Origin of the sequence: Bradyrhizobium diazoefficiens, assembly GCF_016612535.1 — a bacterium.
GTDB classification, from domain to species: domain Bacteria; phylum Pseudomonadota; class Alphaproteobacteria; order Rhizobiales; family Xanthobacteraceae; genus Bradyrhizobium; species Bradyrhizobium diazoefficiens_C.
This window is the reverse complement of record NZ_JAENXS010000001.1, coordinates 132,279-152,360: the sequence shown is the minus strand read 5'-3', so window position 1 is coordinate 152,360 and position 20,082 is coordinate 132,279. Positions and strand designations below refer to the sequence as shown.

General features: G+C 63.7%; 18 protein-coding genes. 15 read left to right on the top strand and 3 right to left on the bottom strand.

Features of this window, described 5'->3' with window-relative positions; genetic code table 11:
- Positions 1–142 precede the first annotated feature (142 nt).
- Complete coding sequence (locus tag JJE66_RS00700; RefSeq protein WP_200512217.1) at positions 143–1,855, top strand: sulfatase-like hydrolase/transferase; 1,713 nt, start codon at positions 143–145, stop codon at positions 1,853–1,855.
- Between the two features lie 106 nt (positions 1,856–1,961).
- Here the strand turns inward: JJE66_RS00700 and JJE66_RS00695 are convergent, their stop codons facing one another.
- A complete protein-coding gene (locus tag JJE66_RS00695; RefSeq protein WP_200512216.1) occupies positions 1,962–2,339 on the bottom strand; it encodes a rhodanese-like domain-containing protein in 378 nt (125 codons plus the stop codon).
- A 377-nt stretch (positions 2,340–2,716) separates the two neighbouring features.
- Here JJE66_RS00695 and JJE66_RS00690 point away from each other — a divergent pair, with 377 nt between their 5' ends.
- Genes JJE66_RS00690 through JJE66_RS00680 form a run of 3 tightly spaced genes read left to right on the top strand, consistent with a single transcriptional unit; the run spans position 2,717 to position 5,812 of the window.
- Positions 2,717–3,883, top strand: a complete 1,167-nt coding sequence (locus tag JJE66_RS00690; protein WP_200512215.1) for an NEW3 domain-containing protein — start codon at positions 2,717–2,719, stop codon at positions 3,881–3,883.
- Positions 3,880–4,860 (top strand): ABC transporter ATP-binding protein, encoded by a 981-nt coding sequence (locus JJE66_RS00685; RefSeq protein WP_200512214.1) that lies wholly within the window; start codon positions 3,880–3,882, stop codon positions 4,858–4,860. Before JJE66_RS00690 ends, JJE66_RS00685 begins: the two co-directional genes overlap by 4 nt.
- Positions 4,850–5,812 carry an ABC transporter permease gene (locus JJE66_RS00680; protein WP_200512213.1) on the top strand — a complete coding sequence of 321 codons (963 nt, stop codon included), beginning with the start codon at positions 4,850–4,852 and terminating at the stop codon, positions 5,810–5,812. The genes JJE66_RS00685 and JJE66_RS00680 overlap by 11 nt, the downstream gene beginning before the upstream one ends.
- Before the next feature lie 90 nt (positions 5,813–5,902).
- Here the strand turns inward: JJE66_RS00680 and JJE66_RS00675 are convergent, their stop codons facing one another.
- Positions 5,903–7,456 (bottom strand): glycine betaine ABC transporter substrate-binding protein, encoded by a 1,554-nt coding sequence (locus tag JJE66_RS00675; protein ID WP_200512212.1) that lies wholly within the window; start codon positions 7,454–7,456, stop codon positions 5,903–5,905.
- Complete coding sequence (locus tag JJE66_RS00670) at positions 7,453–8,235, bottom strand: ABC transporter ATP-binding protein (protein ID WP_200512211.1); 783 nt, start codon at positions 8,233–8,235, stop codon at positions 7,453–7,455. Before JJE66_RS00670 ends, JJE66_RS00675 begins: the two co-directional genes overlap by 4 nt.
- A 120-nt stretch (positions 8,236–8,355) precedes the next feature.
- Here JJE66_RS00670 and JJE66_RS00665 point away from each other — a divergent pair, with 120 nt between their 5' ends.
- The 11 genes from JJE66_RS00665 to JJE66_RS00615 all read left to right on the top strand — a co-directional run bounded on the left by JJE66_RS00665 (position 8,356) and on the right by JJE66_RS00615 (position 19,875).
- Positions 8,356–9,174 carry an ABC transporter ATP-binding protein gene (locus JJE66_RS00665; protein ID WP_200512210.1) on the top strand — a complete coding sequence of 273 codons (819 nt, stop codon included), beginning with the start codon at positions 8,356–8,358 and terminating at the stop codon, positions 9,172–9,174.
- Entirely contained in the window at positions 9,174–9,959 is a 786-nt protein-coding gene (locus JJE66_RS00660) for an ABC transporter permease (protein WP_200512209.1), read from the top strand. Before JJE66_RS00665 ends, JJE66_RS00660 begins: the two co-directional genes overlap by 1 nt.
- A 73-nt stretch (positions 9,960–10,032) precedes the next feature.
- Positions 10,033–11,058, top strand: coding sequence for an ABC transporter substrate-binding protein (locus JJE66_RS00655; protein WP_200512208.1), 1,026 nt, complete (start codon positions 10,033–10,035; stop codon positions 11,056–11,058).
- Positions 11,059–11,088: 30 nt separating this feature from the next.
- The gene (locus JJE66_RS00650) at positions 11,089–11,793 is read left to right on the top strand and encodes an NUDIX hydrolase (protein ID WP_200512207.1); all 705 of its coding nucleotides are present in this window, start codon (positions 11,089–11,091) and stop codon (positions 11,791–11,793) included.
- A 223-nt stretch (positions 11,794–12,016) separates the two neighbouring features.
- On the top strand, positions 12,017–12,784 hold the full coding sequence (locus tag JJE66_RS00645; RefSeq protein ID WP_200512206.1) for an ABC transporter ATP-binding protein: 768 nt from the start codon (positions 12,017–12,019) through the stop codon (positions 12,782–12,784).
- 3 nt (positions 12,785–12,787) lie between these two features.
- Positions 12,788–13,492 carry an ABC transporter ATP-binding protein gene (locus JJE66_RS00640; RefSeq protein WP_200512205.1) on the top strand — a complete coding sequence of 235 codons (705 nt, stop codon included), beginning with the start codon at positions 12,788–12,790 and terminating at the stop codon, positions 13,490–13,492.
- A gap of 13 nt (positions 13,493–13,505) precedes the next feature.
- Positions 13,506–14,387 (top strand): branched-chain amino acid ABC transporter permease, encoded by an 882-nt coding sequence (locus tag JJE66_RS00635; protein WP_200512204.1) that lies wholly within the window; start codon positions 13,506–13,508, stop codon positions 14,385–14,387.
- Between the two features lie 11 nt (positions 14,388–14,398).
- Positions 14,399–15,418, top strand: a complete 1,020-nt coding sequence (locus tag JJE66_RS00630) for a branched-chain amino acid ABC transporter permease (protein ID WP_246756021.1) — start codon at positions 14,399–14,401, stop codon at positions 15,416–15,418.
- Positions 15,378–16,307: a polyphosphate kinase 2 family protein gene (locus tag JJE66_RS00625; protein WP_200512202.1), complete on the top strand. Its 930-nt coding sequence runs from the start codon at positions 15,378–15,380 to the stop codon at positions 16,305–16,307. Before JJE66_RS00630 ends, JJE66_RS00625 begins: the two co-directional genes overlap by 41 nt.
- Positions 16,308–17,021: 714 nt before the next feature.
- Positions 17,022–17,471, top strand: a complete 450-nt coding sequence (locus tag JJE66_RS00620; RefSeq protein ID WP_200512201.1) for a GNAT family N-acetyltransferase — start codon at positions 17,022–17,024, stop codon at positions 17,469–17,471.
- Positions 17,472–17,535: 64 nt separating this feature from the next.
- On the top strand, positions 17,536–19,875 hold the full coding sequence (locus tag JJE66_RS00615) for a mechanosensitive ion channel domain-containing protein (protein ID WP_200512200.1): 2,340 nt from the start codon (positions 17,536–17,538) through the stop codon (positions 19,873–19,875).
- Positions 19,876–20,082 lie beyond the last annotated feature (207 nt).

The following is a 20,082-nucleotide window of genomic DNA, read 5'->3' as shown; positions in this document are numbered from 1 at the left end:
CGGATCGCTGCACGCGTTGCTTGTCCGTGACCGTTCCATTACAGTTTTATGACACGGTGCAGGCTTTCCGGCTGCGCCGAACGCCGCAGGCCAGTTCGACGGCTTGGCATCACCGCGCCGGACCAGCTGTTGCGTGTCGTCGATGGCGTCCGCGCCCAATCCAGGTCCTTCAGCTGCCACCGCCGTAATGGCGAGCGTCACCGCGCTCGGCGTCTGGCGTCTCCTTGCGGTTGCCGCGCCCCATCTCGCAGCGCTTGCCCTGATGTACGAGACCGAGACCGATTTCGGCTCGCGCCTCTCTTTCGCTCTTGCCTGGGGCATCCTCAATTTCTTCTGGATCACGCTGCTGCGGCGGCCGGCGCTGTCCGGCGCGCTGTCGCTGACCATGGTTGTCGTGCTCGTGCTGCTGTCGAGGCTCAAGCACGACGTCGTCCAGATGACGGTCAACTTCATCGACCTGATGATGATCGACCGCGACACGGTCGCGTTCCTGTTCACGATCTTCCCGAACCTGCGCTGGTCGGTGATCGGGGCCGGCTTCGTCACGCTGCCTTTGATGTATGCGCTGTGGTGGCTCGATCCATTTCGTATCCGCCGCCTGCCAGCGCTTGCCGCCATGCTCGCGTGTCTCGCCGGTCTGGTCGGCTATTCCGTCTATCATCCGGACGAGGCCTGGCGCGGCTATTACGACGACGGCTATCTCTCGAAGTTCTTCCGCTCCGGGGTCACTGCGGTTTCCGATTTCGTGCAGTACGGCTTCATGGAGTCGGCGGCTTCGACCGACGAGCGGCTCAACATGCCGCTGGTCGAGGCCTGTCATCCTGCCGGCCGCCGGCCGAACATCGTCATGATCCATGATGAATCGAGCTTCGACATCCGTGCCGCGCAGGGCATCAAGGTGCCACAAGGTTACGGCAGCCACTTCAAATCCTGGGATGGCAAGGAGCGCACATTCCTGGCCGAGAGCAATGGCGGGCCGAGCTGGTTCACAGAATACAACGTGCTCGCCGGTCTCTCCTCGCGCTCGTTCGGCCGCTTCGCCTATTTCGTGACGCGCATTGCCTCGGGGCGCGTCGAACGCGGGCTTCCGCTGGCGCTGCGCCGCTGCGGCTACGATACGATGTCGCTCTATCCCGCCTATGGCGGCTTCATGGGCGCCCGCAGTTTTCAGATGACGACCGGCGTCGAGCGCTTTCTCGATTCAAGGGATCTCGGCGCCAAGGATGTCGAACCCGACAGCTTCTTCTACGACAAGGCGCTGCGGCTGATGGGACAGCAGCCACCGAACAAGCCGCTGTTCACCTTCATCTATCTCGGCGCCAATCATTTCCCTTGGGAGACGCGCTTCCGCCCCGATCTAATGCCGAACTGGCGCGCACCGGGCAATGTGGCTTCCATCGACGAATATCTGCGCCGGCAGGCGATGAGTGCCGACCAGTACAAGGCCTTCGTCGCCGGCTTGAAGAAGAATTTCCCGGGCGAGCCCTTCCTGATCGCGCGTTATGGCGATCACCAGCCCGAATTCGCGCCCAATCTGCTCGAGCCCGGGCTCGATGAAGGCGCCATCGGCAAGAAGCTCGACGCTTACGATCCGCGCCTTTACGCGACCTATTACGCGATCGACGCCGTCAATTTCGAGCCGGTGAAAAGTGACGCGGTGATGGACACGATCGACGGTCCCTATCTGCCGCTGGTGATCCAGGAAACCGCTGGCATCCCGCTCGATCCGTCGTTTGCCGAGCAGAAAGAGATCATGCTCCGCTGCAAGGGCATGTTCTACGGCTGCAAGGACGGAGCCGAAGCGCGGCGGCTGAACCGGCTGCTGATCAATGCGGGCATGATCCACGGGCTGTAATTGTGAAACCAGTCGAAGGCCTAATGCTGTTGGCTGCGGGAGAAGGTTAGCCGGCGCCGGATGCTATCTCGCCATGCCGGCGTGCCTCCCCGCACCGCCAGCTTTGCTACGCCTTCTCGATGGCGCCTCCGGAGTCGACCCAATCCTTGAAGCCACCGACGTTGTAGACATGGGCGTAGCCCATATCCTGGAGCAGCTTGCCGGCCAGCGCGGAACGACCGCCGGAGGCGCAATAGAGGATCACGTTCTTGTCCTTGGCGAGGGTCTTGTCGTGATAGGGCGAGTCCGGATCGGCGCGGAACTCCAACATGCCGCGGGAGACATTTAGTGCTCCCTGGATCTTGCCGCTTTTCTCGATTTCCAGCGCATCGCGCACGTCGAGCACGAGCGCGCCGTTTTCGATCATCTCCTTTGCCTGGGCCGGCGTGATCTTCGGTACGGCGGCGTTGGCCGCCTCCAGCATTTGTTTCACTGAAATTGCCAATTGCTTCTCCCGGGTTGGCGGTTTGTCGAACGTACCCTTAGACGGCATCGTCTTTCATCGCATCCATCGTTCGGAGGAGGGCGAGAGGCCGGGCCGTCGACGCTCTGCTGTCCGCCTGCTTCCATCGATGGACGTCATTGCAGTCGCGCCACATCATGTCCCAGATATATCGTATTACGATGTTTTAATCTTCGGCTCATGTGCTGCAATTTCAAACTAAAGTCTCAGTCGAAAAGGCCGTCGATCACCGACTTGTAACCGGAACGGCGCTTCGGCTCCAAAACTTTGTCACGATTTCGGCCATCATTCGACGCGCCGCCACCACCGTCATTCCGGCGGCGCGATGCCCGTCCACCTTCCTTGCAGGAGTATTGTCCATGCGAGCGCTTGTTGTTGCGCGTCTTGCATTTGCCCTGATGCTGATCAGTCCCGCCGTCTGTGCCGCCGAGCCCGCGCATGACATCAAGGGCCTCTATCTCATGACCGACTACCCGGCGGTCACCGTGCGGCCCGGCACCACTTCCAACATTTCGCTGCGGCTTCAGGACTACGGCCTGTCGCCGGAGCGCTATCAGCTTTCAGTCACAGGCATCCCGAGCGGTTGGACCGCGACGCTGCTCGGCGGCGGACAGCCGGTCGGTGCGGCCATGCCGTCGCCCGACGCCAGCGTCGCATTGCAGCTCAGGCTCGATATTCCCGCCGGAAGCGATCTCGGCGCGCACACGCTTACGGTCAAGGCCGAGGGGCAGGGCACGAGTGCCGAATTGCCGATCGCGATCTCGCTCGCCAAGGAGCTACCTGCAAAACTCAGCGTGAAATCGAGCCTGCCGTCGCTGCGCGGCAGCCCCAAATCCAATTTCGACTATACACTCTCGATCAAGAACGATTCGGGGCGCAACCTGGTCGCGAGCTTCGGTGCGGAGGCGCCGGCGAATTTCGAGACCTCTTTCACCGAGGCCTATGGCACGCAGGAGCTGTCCTCGATTCCGATCGATGCCGGCCAGTCCAAGGACATCAAGCTCAAGGTGCGGCCGCCGAGCACGATCGATGCCGGTCATTTCCCTGTGAAGGTCACCGTAAAGGCGGAAGACGCCTCGGCCTCGACCGAGCTCGCGCTCGACGTTGTCGGCCAGCCGCAGCTCCAGGTCTCCGGTCGCGACGGTTTGCTGAGTGCACGGGCCGTCGCCGGCAAGCAGAGTTCGATCCCGATCGTGGTGACCAACACAGGCACGGCGCCGGCCGAGAACATCTCGCTCGCAGGGACTGCGCCGAGCGGCTGGAAGGTGACGTTCGAGCCGGCGACCATCGAACGCCTCGTGCCCGGCAAGGACAGCGAGGTGCAGGCGCTGATCACGCCGAGCGACAAGTCTCTGGCCGGCGACTACCAAGCCTCGATCAGGGCCAGCTCGCGTGGCGAAAACGCTTCGAGTCAGTTCCGTGTCACCGTCGGCACCTCGACGGTGTGGGGCATGGCGGGTGCCGGTGTCATCGGTGTTGCGCTGCTCTTGATGCTGGGCGCAGTTGCGAGGTTCGGACGGCGATGAGAGATCGGCAGAACCAGACAGAGACGCGCGATACCGTAATCGGCGCGCGCAGCCTGACCCGGCGCTACGGCAGCACCGCGGTCGTGGACGCCATCGATTTCGACATCGTCCGCGGCGAGGTGTTCGGTCTGCTTGGCCCGAACGGCGCCGGCAAGACCACGACGATCCTGATGATGCTCGGCCTGACCGAGATCTCGTCCGGTGCGGTCAGCGTGCTGGGCTTCAACCCGGCGCGCGAGCCGCTGAAGGTCAAGCGGCGTGTCGGCTATCTGCCGGACGCCGTCGGGTTCTACGATCAACTGACGGCCACGGAAAACCTGGCCTATACCGCCAAGCTGATGGGCCTGCCGCGCGCCGAGCGCGCACGGCGGATCGAGGCGGCGCTGTGGCGCGTAGGCCTGTCGAACGTTGCCTCGAAGCAGGTCGCGACCTTCTCGCGCGGCATGCGCCAGCGGCTCGGTCTCGCCGAGATCATTGTCAAGCGCGCCGAGATCGCGATTCTCGATGAGCCGACGTCCGGGCTCGATCCACAGGCGACACAGGAATTCCTCGGATTGATCGGGGAGCTGAAGGCCGAGGGCATCACGGTGCTGCTGTCTTCCCACATGCTTGACCAGGTCCAGCGCATCTGCGATCGCGTCGCGCTGTTCCAGGCTGGCCGCATCGTGCTGATGGGCTCGGTGCCGGAACTCGCGATCAAGGTACTCGGCGCCGGTTTCGTCGTCGAAGTCGAGGCAGAAGGTCTCGGCATCGCCCGGCGGCTGGCGATGATTCCCGGCGTGACCCAGGTCGAGACGCTTGCCACCGATCGCTTCCGCATGACAGCGGAGCGCGATGTGCGGCCGGATGCGGCGCGCGCCGTCGTTGCGGTCGATGGCGCGCTGCGCAAATTGTCAGTCGATGAGCCGAGCCTTGAGGTGATTTACGCACGATATTTCCAGGCCCGGCCCACGGGAGACGTTCGTCATGCGGCGTGAGGGTTCACCTTTCCAGGGCTTGTCCACGGTCTTCGTGAAGGAGCTCGCCGATCACATCTCCAGCATCCGCATGCTGATGCTGGAGCTGCTCATCGTCTTCACGGCGCTGGCCGCGCTCTACGAGGCGATCAACAGCTTGCGGCAGAACACGGCCGAAGATCCGTTCCTGCTGCTGCGGCTCTTCACCATCAACCATGCGCCGCTGCCGTCCTTTGTCGCGGTCCTTGGATTCCTCATTCCGCTGATGGCGATCGGGCTTGGTTTTGACGCCGTCAACAGCGAGCACAGCCGGCGGACGTTGTCGCGTATCCTGGCGCAGCCGATCTATCGCGATGCGCTGTTGATGGGGAAGTTTCTCGCAGCCCTTGCCACCATCGGCATCAGCCTTGCCGCATTGTGGCTTTTGGTGATCGGCCTCGGCCTGATCTTTCTCGGTGTGCCGCCCGGCGGGGAGGAGGTCGCGCGCTCGCTGGTGTTCCTGGTGGTGGCGATCTTTTACGCGGGGGTCTGGCTGTCGCTTGCGATGCTGCTCTCGATCGTGTTGCGCTCGCCCGCGACGGCGGCGCTGGTCTCGCTCGGCATCTGGCTATTCCTCACTTTGCTCTGGCCGATGCTGGCCCCGGCCGTTGCGCAGGCGATCGCGCCAGCCGATCCGCGCTACGCGTTGCTTGGGCTCAACGACCCGGCGACCGTGGTCTGGACCCAGGAGTTGCTGCGGCTGTCACCCAACGATCTGTTCGGCGAGGCGATGCTCGCCGTGCTGTCGCCAACCACGCGTACGCTCGGCCCGGTCTTCCTCGACCAGATCCGCGGCGCCGTCATGGGCGCGCCGCTCCCGTTCGGCGAAAGCATCATGATCGCATGGCCGCAGACCGTCGGCCTCGTCGCGGGCACGATCGTGCTGTTCGCGTTTGGCTACGTGCTGTTCCAGCGGCAGGAGGTGAGGGCGTGAACTGAAATATGCTTTGCCCTCTCTTCCTCCAGAGACGGGCGAGAGGGGGTGGCCGTGGTCCCCGACGCGCGTCACCCCCTCAACTCTGCTCTACTGCTGCCCGATCTTCTTCCACAGCCATCTGGCCACGGCATCCGGTGACGAATTCGCGTCATTGCCGCTGGCGCGCAAATTGGCCTCGCGCATGGTGGCGATGTCGATCTTGCCGAGCAGCGGGCTCAGCACCGCCTTGAGCCGCGCGTCGCCGGCGCGCTTCGGTGTCAGCAGCAGGATGGCATCGTAGGGCGGGATCGCGTGCCTGGAATCGTCGAGCGCCACCAGATCGTATTTCGCGATCAGTCCGTCGCTGGTGTAGCCGGCGATCACGTCGACCTCGCCGCTGGCAACCGCCGCATACATGAAGTCCGGCTGCATCTGGCGCTGCACGCTGAACTGAAGACCATAGGCTTTTTGCAGCGCCGCCCATTCCGGTCGCGAGAAGAATTCATAATCGCCGGCGATCGACATCGTCGATGCGTGCGCGGCGAGATCGGCGATGGTGCGGATACCAAGGACGTCGGCGCGTTTCCTGGGCATCACCAGCGCGTAGGCATTCTCGAAGCCGAGCTCGCCGAGCAGGGTGATGTTGTCCTTGGCGAGCGCCGTCTTCAACTCCGCCACCAGCTCCGCGCGCGGCTTGATGTCGGTGCGGTGAAGCTGGTTGGCCCAGAGCGTGCCGGAATAATCGACATAGAGATCGATATCGCCGGCCTTCAGCGCTTCGAAGATCACGCTCGAGCCGAGCCCCGATCGCGCAGTGGCGGAGAGGCCGGCTGCCTCGAGGCGGTCCCTGAGCAGGGCTGACAGCACGTATTGCTCGGCAAAGGTTTTTGCGCCGACCACATAGCCGGACGACGAGCGCCCCATGGTCGGCACCAGCGTCGCCGCCACGAGCGCGAAAATGCCTACGACGCCTAGCCCGCTGCGCAAGCGGCTGCGGCGGCGCAGGCCACTCTCGATCAGGCCGAGCAATTGGTCGACGGCGAGTGCCAGCAGGGCCGAGGCAAAGCAGCCGAACAGCACGAACACCCAGTTCTGGGTCTGAAGCCCGGCGAAGATGTAATTGCCGAGGCTGGTCTGCCCGATTGGTGTCGACAGCGTCGCGGTGCCGATGACCCAAACCGCCGCGGTGCGGATGCCGGCCATCATCACCGGCAGCGCCAGCGGCAGCTCGACCATGACAAGCGACTGCCGCGCGGTCATGCCGACGCCCTTGGCGGCTTCGATCAGCGCGGGGTCGATGCCGTTCAACCCGGTGATGCCGTTGCGCAGCACCGGCAGCATCGAATAGAGCGCCAGCGCCAGCATCGCGGGCAGGAAGCCGAACGCGGAGAAGGAGACGCCAAACCATTTCAGAGTCACGGAGGCAGCGAGCAGCAACAGCGGATAGAACAGTGCGAGCAGCGCCAGGCCCGGCACGGTCTGCACGACGCTGGCGAGCGCAAGCAGGATGGTGCGCGGCGCCGGGCGGTTGCGCGTGAGGATTGCCAACGGCAGGCTGACGATCAGCCCAAGCGCGAGCGCGGCGAGGCTCACCCGTACGTGGTTGCCGAGATAGTCGGGCAAATGCGACAGCGCTTCGCCCCAGCGCGGATCTGCCATCATGCGGCACCGCTCTGCGGCAAGAGCTTGTTCAGCCGCTCGACCTGGCGTCGCGGTGTGCGCAACAGCTCGAGCACATAGGCGTCGCTGCTGTTCGACAGCTCTGCCGGTGTGCCCTGCGCCAGTAGCTTTCCGCCGCGCATCACCACGATGCGGTCGGCGAGCAGGATCGCCTCTGTCATGTCATGCGTAATCATCACCGTGGTCAGGCAGAGCTTGCGGTGCAGCCCGCGAAAATCCTCGCCAAGTGCGTCGCGGGTGAGGGCATCGAGCGCGCCGAATGGCTCGTCCATCAGCACGATGCGCGGGCGTGCCGCCAGCGCCCGCGCCACGCCGACGCGCTGTCGCTGCCCGCCCGAGAGCGCCTCCGGCAACCGGTCGCGATGCGCGGCACGATCGAGCTGCACGAGCTCGATCAGCTCGTCGACGCGCGCCGCGATCTCGGCTGCGGGCGCACCGAGCAGCTTTGGGGTGATCCCGATATTGTCGGCGACGCTCAGATGCGGAAACAGGCCGCCGCTCTGGAAGACGTAGCCGATCCGGCGCCGCAGAGCGACCGGATCGATGCTTTGGACGTCGTCGCCTTCAACCGTGATGGTGCCGTCGTCGGCCTCGATCAGCCGGTTGGCGAGCCGCAGCAACGTGGTCTTGCCCGAGCCCGAGCCGCCGACAATGGCCAGAAACTCGCCCTCGGCGATGTGGAGTGAGACGTCGTCCACGGCCTTCAGGGAGCCGAAGCTCCTGGTGACCTTTCGGTAGCTGATCGCCGGCTTGGAGGGCATCGCGGATGGGCTCGAGCGAGGGTAAAGGGGCGGCAAGGCCCATGCGTAGCATGCTTGGCGCCTTGATTGAACTTCGCCGCGTGAGCGGCTAAGGCATCGTCCGGGGTTCGGAGGAAACACATGACAACGCCCACGGCGGTGGCGCTGGAAGATGCCAAGGTTGCGTTCCGGCTGGGGGACGGGCGGGTCTACACGGCGGTGGAGAAGGCCCATCTTGCGGTCGCGCAGGGCGAGTTCGTCGCTATCGTCGGCCCGACCGGCTGCGGGAAATCGACGCTGCTCAATGTCGCGGCGGGGCTGCTCAAGCCCGCTGCCGGCAGCGTCAAGGTATTCGATCGGTCGCTTACGGGACTGAACCGGGACGCCGGCTACCTGTTCCAGGCCGACGCGCTGTTCCCCTGGAAGACGGCGCTGGACAATGTCGCGATCGGGCTCGAAATCAGGGGCACGCCGCGCAGCGAGGCGCTGCCGCAGGCGCAGAAATGGCTCACCTCGGTCGGCCTCGGCGCCTTTGCCAACCGGTATCCGCACATGCTCTCCGGCGGCCAGCGCAAGCGCGTGGCGCTGGCGCAAGTCTTGATCCGCGATCCAAAAATCCTGCTGATGGACGAGCCGTTCGGCCCGCTCGATGCGCAGACCCGCCAGGTGATGGGCAATCTGCTGCTCGACCTCTGGAATGCCGACCGCAAGGCCGTGCTGTTCGTGACGCATGATCTCGAAGAGGCGATCGCGCTCGCCGACCGCGTCGTGATCATGTCGGCGGGACCGTCCTCGCGCATCATCGGCGACTGGCGCGTGCCGCTCGTCCGCCCGCGCGACATTTTCGAGGTGCGGCTGGACAAGGAGTTCCATGCTCTGCATCGCGAGATCTGGAGCGTGCTCAAGGACGAGGTGATGAAGGGTTACGCGCAGTCGACGCAAGCGGCGGAGGCGGTCTGATGTCGCGCCTCACGCTGCTCTCGCTGCAATTGCTGGTCGCCGTGGTCGGCCTCCTGCTGTGGCAGGTGCTTTCCAGCGTCCCGGTGTTCGGCAAAATCCTGCTGCCGCCGTTCTTTTTCTCGAACCCGGTCGACGTGTTCGAGCAGATCGTCAAATGGTTTGCCTCCGGCGTGATCTGGAAGCATCTCTGGATCACGCTGATGGAGTCGCTGCTGGCCTTCGTGATCGGATCGCTCGGCGGCGTCCTGGTCGGCTTCTGGTTCGCGCGCCAGCCGCTGGTCGCCGCGGTATTCGATCCCTACGTTAAGATGGTCAACGCCCTGCCGCGCGTGGTGCTGGCGCCGATCTTCGCACTGTGGCTGGGCCTCGGCATCTGGTCCAAGGTCGCGCTTGGGGTGACGCTCGTCTTCTTCATCGTGTTCTTCAACGTCTACCAGGGCGTGAAGGAGGTCAGCCGCACCGTACTCGATAATGGCCGCATGCTCGGCATGAGCGAGGGGCAGTTGATGCGGCACGTCTATTGGCCGTCGGCGCTGTCGTGGATGTTCTCGTCACTGCATACCTCGGTCGGCTTCGCCGTGGTCGGCGCCGTCGTCGGCGAATATCTGGGATCGGCGGCAGGCCTCGGCTATCTGATCCAGCAGGCCGAAGGCGTCTTCGACGTTGCCGGCGTGTTTGCCGGGATGTTCGTGCTATCGGCCTTCGTCATCCTGATCGATTTCGGGGTGACGCTGGTTGAGCGCAGGCTGCTGGTTTGGCGGCCGACAGTGGACGGGCGGGGTTAGGCCGCATCCGTTAGTCGCCTTCTCAAGCCAGTCCCGCTGCTTTATGGTGCCGCCAGCCGAATGGAGGAAACCAATGAAGAACACGATTGCCAGGCTCGCCGGCGCGCTGCTCGCGCTGACGCTCACCAGCGGTCTTGCCGCAGCGCAAAGCAAGGTGACCATCGCGGTCGGCGGCGGGGCCTGCCTGTGCTACCTGCCCACGGTGCTGGCCAAGCAGCTCGGCGAATACGACAAGGCCGGCCTCAATGTCGAGCTCGTGGACCTCAAGGGCGGCTCGGACGCGCTCAGGGCCGTGCTCGGCGGCAGCGCCGACGTGGTCTCCGGCTATTTCGACCATTGTGTCAACCTCGCCGCCAAGAAGCAGGAGCTTCAGGCCTTCGTGGTCTATGACCGTTATCCCGGCCTCGTGCTGGTGGTCGCGCCCTCGCACACGGGAGATATCAAGTCGGTCAAGGACCTCGCCGGCAAGAAGGTCGGTGTCAGTGCGCCCGGCTCCTCCACCGACTTCTTCCTGAAATATCTCCTGAAGAAGAACGGGCTCGATCCCGCCGGCACCGCCGTGATCGGCGTCGGTCTCGGGGCCACGGCGGTGGCTGCGATGGAGCAAGGACAGATCGATGCCGCGGTGATGCTCGATCCCTCCGTCACCGTGCTCCAGGGCAGCCATAAGGATTTGCGCATCCTCAGCGACACCCGTACGCAGAAGGACACGCTCGAGACGTTCGGCGGCGAGTATCCGGGTGGTGCGCTGTACTCGACCGTTGCCTGGATCAATGGTCACGAGAAGGAAACTCAGGCGCTCACCAATGCGATGCTTGCCACGATTGCCTGGATCCATTCGCATTCGCCCGAGGAGATCATGGCGAAGATGCCCGAGGAGATGGTCGGCAAGAACAAGGACCTCTATCTCGCTGCGCTGAAGAACACGATCCCGATGTTCTCCGAGACCGGCAAGATGGATCCGAAGGGCGCCGAGGCCGTGTTGGCGGTGTTCAGTGTCGGTTCGCCCGAAGTGGCGAACGCCAAGATCGACGTCAGCAAGACTTTCACCAACAAGTTCGTCGACCAGGCCAAGAAAACCACTGGGACCGCCAAATAACTGACGCGAAGGCTTGGTAGTCGGACGTCCATGACGTCATCGACCATTCATCGCGTCACGACGCTCGATCTTGCCGTACGCCCCGTCGTCTGGCCGTTCGCCGAGGAGCGCCGCGCCGAGATCGCGGCGCATTTCGCTGAGCAACAATGCGCGCGGCCGAAAATCTGGAACGGGCGAGTGCTGCTCGGGCGCGATGCCGTCTTCACGGGCGGTCATCTCGCTGCGACCTATTTCGAGACGGATTTCGCGAGCTTCCTGGCCTGGCGCGACTGGGGCTTTCCCGATCCTACCGTGTTCAACGGTTTCGGCATGGGGGCGTTGCGCGCTTCCGACGGTGCCTTCGTGATGGGCGAGATGGCGCATCACACGGCCAATCCAGGGCGCATCTACTTCCCGTCCGGCACGCCCGACCTCAACGATATCAGGGAGAGCACGCTCGACATCCCCGGCAGCGTCGTCCGCGAAATCGAGGAGGAGACCGGCCTCACCCCCGCCGATTATTCAGCGGAGGCGGACTGGCACTGTGTCGTCACCGGCCTCTCGATTGCAATGATGCAGATTCTCAACCTGGACATGCCGGGCGAGGCGGTTCGCGCGCGGATCGAAGCCAACCTGGCTGCTCAGGACGAGCCGGAGCTCTCGGCTATCCATCTCGTACGCGGGATGGATGATCTTACGCCGACCATGCCGCGATTTGTTACGGCCTTCATCGCGCAGCAGTTCGCCTCGCGCTGACGCGCGAGGCTTGACATCGTGCGGCCCAGCCCATGTGATGGCGAAAAAGCAAAAGCAAAAAATTGCAATGCACAATCGTCCAGGGAGGTTTAGATGCGCCTGCGCATGGCTGCCCGCTTGGTACGTGGGTTATTGATCGCGATCTCCGTCATGCATTCGGCCACTTGGGCGTGGCGTAAGTTCATCCTGTTGCCCGAGGAAGCGAGCTAACGGAGCGGGGTCGGTGCTGGAGGTCAGCGGGCTGGTGAAGCGGTTTGGCGGCTTCACCGCCGTCAACAACGTCTCGTTCAAAGTCGATCAGGGCGAGATCCTCGGCCTGATCGGCCCCAACGGCTCGGGCAAGAGCACGATCTTCAACATGCTCTCCGGCACGCTGGCGCCGAGCTCCGGATCGATCCTGTTCGATGGCTCCGAGATCGCAGGCCTGGCTCCGCACCGGATCATCAACCGCGGCATCGGCCGCACCTTCCAGATCCCGCGGCCGTTCCGCCGCCTCAGCATTTTCGAGAACGTCGCGCTCGCCGGTTTCTACGGCCAGGGTCGCCACAGCCGCGTCAAGGCAGAGGAGGCGGCCGAACGCGCCCTCGCGATGGTGGGTCTGCCGACGGATCGCCACGCCAGCGTCGACGGCTTGGGCGCGGCCGGGTTGAAGAAGCTCGAGCTCGCGAAAGCGCTCGCCACTGCACCAAAACTGCTGCTCGCCGACGAAAGCCTCGGCGGTCTCGACGAGGCCGAGATGGACCAGGCGGCCGACATGCTGCGCAACATCCGCGACGAGCTCGGCATCACCATCATCTGGGTCGAGCACATCATGGGCGTGCTGATGCGCGTCGTCGACCGCGTCATGGTGCTCGATCACGGCGAGAAAATCTCGGAAGGTATGCCGAGCGCGGTCGCCAGCGATCCGCGCGTCATCGAGGTCTATCTCGGCACCGATGCCGAGACCACGCAGGCTGCGGCCGCTGAAGCACGCCGCCGAGCGGGAGGCTAGACGATGCTGAAGCTGCGATCGGTCAACGCCGGCTATGGCACCTTCCAGGCGCTGTTCGACGTCGATCTCGACGTCAAGGCCGGCGAGGCCGTGGGCGTCATCGGTCCTAACGGCGCCGGCAAGACCACGCTGATGCGCGTCATCTCCGGCCTGATCCGTCCCTCGCGCGGGTCGATCGCGATGGAGGGGGTCAATGTCCTCGCGACGCCGGCGCACAAGATCGTCAACCTCGGCATCGCGCATGTACCGGAGAACCGGCGTCTGTTTCCGCAGCTCTCGGTCGACGACAATCTTAAGATGGGCGCCTTCATGAAGGAGGCGCGCGCCCACTATGCCAAGCGGCTCGAGGTCGTGTTCGACCTGTTTCCGCGGCTGAAGGAACGTCGCCATCAGATGGCCGGCACCATGTCCGGCGGCGAGCAGCAGATGTGCGCGATCGGCCGCGCGCTGATGTCGAGCCCAAAACTCCTGCTGCTCGACGAGCCCTCGGCAGGGCTGGCGCCGGTCGTGGTGCAGCAGGTGTTCGAACTGGTGAAGCGGATCCGCGCCAGCGGGCTGACGGTGCTGATCGTCGAGCAGAACGTGCAGCAGGTGTTGCGCGTGGTCGACCGGGCCTATCTGATCGAGGCCGGCTCGATCCGCGCCTCGGGCACCTCGGCCGAGATGCTGGCGAGCAGCACGGTCAGGGAAGCGTATCTCGGGGTGTGAGGGGCGTGCAGGCATGCAAGCGTTTTTGGACATTTTCGACATCTACCTGCTGGAGGCCGTAATCAACGGCATCCTGCTCGGCGGCGTGTTGGCACTGCTCGCGCTCGGGCTGAACCTGATCTTCGGCGTCATCGACGTGACCTGGATCTGCTACGCCGAGCTGGTGATGATCGGCATGTACGCGATGTATTTCCTGGTGCAGTATTACGGCATCAGCTATTTCATCGCAGCGCCCCTGACCATCCTGCTGGTCGCGATGCTCGGTGCTCTCTTGCATTATCTCGTGATCGCGCCGCTCTTGACGACGCCGCCGATCAACCAGCTGCTCGCGACCGGTGGCGTGCTGTTCGTGCTGCAAAGCTTTGCCACCGTCGCCTTCGGTATCGACTTCCGCAACCTCGGCATCCGTCTGCCGGTGCTCGCCTTCGGCGACATGAACTTTAGTTACGCGCGACTTCTGTCATTCCTGGCTGCACTGGTCGGCATGGTCGCGGTCTATTTGTTTATGACCCGTACCTTCACCGGCACGGCGATTCGCGCCATCTCGCAGGACCGGCAGATCATGGCGCTGATGGGCGTCGATACGAAGCGGATCTACCTCATTACTTCGGCGATAGGCGGTGGGCTGGCCGGACTCGCTGCGTGTTTGCTGGTGCTGCAATATGACGTGCATCCCTTCGTCGGGCTGTCCTTCGGGCCGATCACCTTCCTGATCTGCGTGCTCGGGGGTCTGGGCAATTTCATCGGCGGCTTCATCGCGGCCTTCGTTTTCGCCGAGATCATATCGTTGGGCGGCCTGTTCTCCGATCTCGAATGGGGTTATGTGCTCGCCTTCGCCTTCTTCATCGTCATGATGTTCATCCGGCCCGCGGGCCTGCTCGCGAGGCGCCGATGATGGGACAAGGGATGACAGCGCAACGGCGGCTTGCAGCTTGGGGGATAGGACTGGCGGCGCTGGTCGCGCTGCCCTTCGTCTATCGCGATCCCTATCATCTGCACATCCTGGTGCTGATCCTGATCTGGTCGTTCGCTTACACATCGTGGTCGATGATGGGACGGTTCGGCCTGGTCTCGCTCGGGCATGGCGGCTTCATGGGGATCGGCGCCTATGTCACCGCGCTGCTCTGGAATCATCTCGGCCTGTCGCCATGGATCGGCATTCCCGTCGGCATGGTCGCGGCCGCCGCGCTGGCGCTGATCGTCGGCTACCCCTGTTTTCGCTTTCGCATCACCGGGCATTATTTCGTGCTGGTGACGCTCGCGCTCTCCGGCATCGTGCTACAAATCATCACCGCGACGCGGGACTATACCGGCGGCTCGCTCGGTTACACACCGAACCGCGCGCCGGGCAACAAGCTGCTCGCGCTGCAATTCGACGACAAGACCACCTGGTACCTGATCGCGCTTGCGGTGTGGCTCGGGGGGATCATTGTCTGGCACCTGGTCGACCGCAGCATGAGCTGCTACGCGCTGGAGGCGATCTCGGAGGACGAGGACGCGGCTGCCGCCGCCGGCATCGACGTCACCGCGGAAAAACTCAAGATCACCCTGATCAGCGCCTTGATGACCGCGCTGGCCGGCGCAATCTATTGCCAGTACCAGATGTTCATCACGCCCGACACCGTCTCCGGCATCGCAGTGTCGCTCCAGATGGTGTTCGCGGCCATCGTCGGCGGCCTGTTCGTTTCGCTCGGTCCGACCGTCGGCGCCGTCATCACCATCCTGCTCGCGGAAACCTTGCGCATCGGCTTCGGCACCAGGGCGGTCGGCTGGGACAATCTCGTCTACGGCGTGCTGCTGGTGCTTTTCATCATATTCCTTCCCAAGGGCATTCTTGGTAGCCTGCTCGACCGACTGAAGCCGCAACGCAAGGTGCCCCGCGCTCATGAGCAGAAAGCCGTCCAAATCGCTCGCCCAGGAACTTGACCGCTACATCACGCCATTTCGGCATGACGGGTCCGGCAAGTTTCACTTGAAAAACTACAAGACCAGCGAGAAGGGAGATCTGGACAAGGAGAGCGCGCAGGACATTCTCGACGCCAACAAGAAGCGGCTGGTCGAATTCCAGGAGAAGCTCTACGCCCAGGATCGCTGGTCGATCCTGATCATATTCCAGGCCATGGATGCCGCCGGCAAGGATTCCGCGATCAAGGCGATCTTCGAGGGCATCAATCCGCAGGGCTGCGAGGTGTCCGCCTTCAAGGCGCCGAGCAGCAAGGAGCTCGACCATGATTTCCTCTGGCGCCATGTGATCGCGTTGCCGGAGCGCGGCCGTATCGGCATCTTCAACCGCTCCCATTACGAGGAATGCCTGGTGACGCGCGTGCATCCGGAGATCCTCGCCAAGGAGAAGCTGCCGTCAGGTCTCGTCACCAAGAACATCTGGAAGGAGCGGTTCGAGGACATCTCCGCCTTCGAGCGCTATCTCTGCCGCAACGGCACCCTGGTGCTGAAATTCTTTCTCAATGTCTCCAAGCAGGAGCAGCGCGAGCGCTTCCTCGACCGGCTGGAGATTCCCGCCAAGCAGTGGAAATTCTCGATGGGCGACATCAAGGAGCGCGCGCTGTGGCCGCGCTACCAGGCGGTTTATCAAGACATCGTGCGCCACACCGCGACGTCGCATGCGCCCTGGTATGTCGTGCCCGCCGACCACAAATGGTTCGCCCGCGTCGTGATCGGCTCGGTCATTGTCGCGGCGCTGGAAAAACTGGACCTGCGCTTTCCTCGCACCGATAAGGCCTCGCTGGCCGAGTTCGACGAATTCCGCAAGGCGCTCGAGAAGGAAGGGAAGCAGCGCAAGAAGCGGGATCGGTGACAGTCATTGGGCAAAAGGGCCGCGTGCTCGCTGTCACCGACAAGAGTTTCGAAAAACAACCCCATGCACAGTAGCCGATGACAGCCGAATCAACGGCTTGACCGCCGGCGCAAATAATATTCGGAATTAGAGAATCTAAGTTGACCCGTCGGGCAAAACAGGGGCATGATGTCATCATCGCGCAGGTGCTCCTCAGTGCCGTGCTCAGGTGTAAGTCGGTCCTCGCGGAACTGGCGTGCAAATGTGATCCGCAGGCCATTGATCCTTGCTTGACAGTTTTATGTCGCGGGAGGAGCATGTCCGTGGTCGCAAACAAGCGACGCATAACGTCCACCTCATGAGCAAGGGGAGGTCTATGACTCCACCTCCGCAAATCCAGCCGCGTTAAGTGCGATGGAGCTCGTTCGGACTATCGCATAGCGGCAAAACCGCGAACGGCACGCCGGGTACAGGTCTAGAGGGCTGCATCAGTAAGGCAGAGCCCCTACCTGCCCGGCGCTGTGCGTTTTGGCGCATTCGCTGCCTTGCGGGAAATGCCAAGAGATTGTCGCCTCACCGGCAAACTTCCGACACACCATCGAGGCGAATAGCTGCATCCGACATGACGCATGCGCCTGGTGCGGTGACGATTCGACCGCTGCCGGCGCGTTTCATTTTTTAAGGTTTAGTCGTATTGGCCGTCCGGCCTCAAACGCCAGTGGCAGCAGGGATCAAATGCAAGCACCGGCTCAAACACCCGAAGTTCACGTCATTCGCGTGCCCACAGCCTCGGCGCTCGGCAAAGCCGCGTTTGCGTTGAGACACGAGGTGTTCGTTATTGAGCAAGAGGTGCCAGTCGAGGAAGAGATCGACGAATACGATCCGGCCGCGACGCACTTTGTCGCGATCCATGAAGGTGAGGTCATCGGCACATTGCGCGTTGTGTTCCTGCCGGAACACGCGAAGATTGGTCGAGTGGCCGTTCGAGCCGACAGCCGTGGATCGGGCATTGCCAGACGCATGATGGAAGTCGCGATGTCGGCGTGCCGATCATACGGCGTGGACCGCTTCTACCTCGCGGCTCAGACGGACAAGCTTGGGCTCTATGAGAAGCTGGGCTTCGTCGCTTGCGGGTCTGAGTTCATGGATGCTGGAATCCCGCATCTCGCTATGCGGACCTACTAAGCTGGGTTCGTTTTTCTACCCATGCCCGACATCGCCTGGCCGGTACAAAAGTCAAGGAATCCGCGTGTCGCATAAGCTTGTCCCGGCGCTTCTCACCGCCATCTTCCTGGCCATCTCCTCCGTCCCCAGCGTCCGCGCCGAGCCGACTGCGCCGGCCGCCAGCAATGCTGCCGCGCTGTCGCCTGATGAAGCCAGGCGCGCGCTGGAGACGCTTCAGGACGACCAGAAACGCGCGCAGATGATCGACACGCTCCGCGCGATTGCCAACGCGTCGAGCCAGCAGCAGCCCGCGCCGCCGGCGCCTGAATCGAAATCGCCGATCCCGCTGTCGGCCGACGGCCTCGGCGCGCAGCTTCTGCTCACGGTATCCGAGCAGATCGGCGAGATCTCCCGCGATGTCGCCGGCATGGCGCGGACGCTCACGCATTTCCCGGCGTTCTACTATTGGATCGTACGGACCGCGAATGATCCCGACGCCTATAATCTGCTGATCGAGATCGCCTGGAAGCTGGCGCTGGTGTTCGGCTGTGCGCTTGCGGCCGAATGGGTGATTGTCCGCCTGATCCGGCGTCCGGTTGCGTTTCTCGAAGGACGCATGCCGCAGACGGCGCGCCTGCCGGTCGAGGTGCTGCCCATTGCCGATCCGCCGTCATCGGTCGCCGATGTCACCCCTTCGCCGGACTTGCACAAGCGCCGGCACAGCCTCGCGCGCGTCTGGCAATTGTTGCTGCGGCTGCCCTTCGTGCTGGGGCGGCTGCTGCTCGAACTGCTCCCGGTGGTCGTTTTCGTCAGCCTTGCGACCGCACTGCTCGGAACCGAGATCGGCGAGCCTGCAACCGTCCGCCTCGTGATCCTCGCGGTGGTCAACGCCTATGCGTTCTCGCGCGGTCTCATCTGTGTCGTCCGCGCGCTGGCAGGACCCTTCGGCTTGTTTCCGGTGCGCGCCGAGACGGCGGCCTATATCGAGATCTGGGCGCGCCGCATCGTCGGCGTCGCCGTGTCCGGCATCGCCTTCGCCAATGTGGCGCTGCTGCTCGGCCTGCACCGCGGCGGCTACGCGGCGCTGGTGCGCATGGTGATGCTGGTCGTGCACCTCTTTATCGTCGTCATCATCCTGCAATGCCGCCACCAGGTCGCCGATGCCATCCGCGCGCCGGCCGACCGGCAAGGGCTCGCGGCGCGCCTGCGCAACCGCATCGCCGGCGGCTGGCATTATCTTGCCATCGCGCTCGATCTGGCGCTGTGGGCGGTCTGGGCGCTGAACATCCGCAACGGCTATTCGCTGCTGCTGCAATATTTCGTCGGCACCGTCGCAGTGGTGCTGATCACGCGGATTGCGATCATGGTGACGCTGAGCCTGATCGACCGCGGCTTCCGCATCCAGCCGGAAATCCTCCAGCGCTTTCCCGGACTGGAGATCCGCGCCAATCGTTATCTGCCGCTGCTGCGCAAGATCGTATCGAGCGTGATTGCCTTTATCGGTTTCGTCGCCGTGCTCGAGGTCTGGGGCGTCGATGCCATCGTCTGGTTCTATGGCGGCCAGATCGGCAGCCGGCTGATCTCGGCGGTGGCGACGATCGGCATCGCTGTTGTGATCGCCGCGGCGATCTGGGAGGCCAGCAATGCGCTGCTGGACCGGCAGATCAATACGCTGTCGCGCGACGGGCATTATGCCCGCGCGGCGCGCCTGCGCACCTTCCAGCCGATGTTGCGGACCGCACTTCTGTGCCTGATCGCCACCATCGTCGGCCTCACCGCGCTCAGCGAAATCGGCGTCAATGTCGCCCCGCTGCTCGCGGGTGCCGGTATCGTCGGCATTGCGATCGGCTTCGGTTCGCAGAAGCTGGTGCAGGATCTCATCACCGGCCTGTTCCTGCTCTTGGAGAACACGGTCCAGGTCGGCGATACCGTCAGCGTGTCGGGACTGTCAGGCGTGGTCGAGAATGTCTCGATCCGCACCATTCGGCTGCGCGCTGGTGACGGCGCCGTGCACATCGTACCGTTCAGCGCGGTGACGACCATCACCAATGCCAGCCGCGGCGCCGGCAATGCCTCCGTCAGCGTCAATGTCGCCTACAAGGAAGACACCGACCGCGCCGGCCAGATCCTCAAGGACATCGTCGACGAGATGCGCCGCGAGAGCGAATTCCGCCCCTTGATCCGCGGCGATCTCGATCTCTGGGGCATCGACAAGGTCGATGGCGCGATGGTGTCGATCGTCGGCCAGATCCGCTGCACCGAGGCCGGCCGCTGGCCGGTCCAGCGCGAGTTCAACCGCCGCATGAAGCAGCGCTTCCAGCAGAACGGCATCGAGGTCGCATCCGCCACTCAGACCATTTTGATGCATGTCGCGCCGGCGGCCGATAGCGCCGCCAATCTGACGCCAAGGCGGGCGGCCGGATAGTCGCGCGCAGGGACATCCTCGACAATCCCGCCGCGGAGACAGCTCCACCCCAGCCGTCCCCCGCAAGCGGGAGAGGGAGCTCAGTGCCGATGTCGCTGCATCGATGCACACAATCGTCCGCAGACGCGCGTACCCCGCTCCTCACCATGAGGGTTGGAAGCCTCGATGTTATCCTTTTATCGTTCGCGAAAAGCTCGCTGCGGTGCG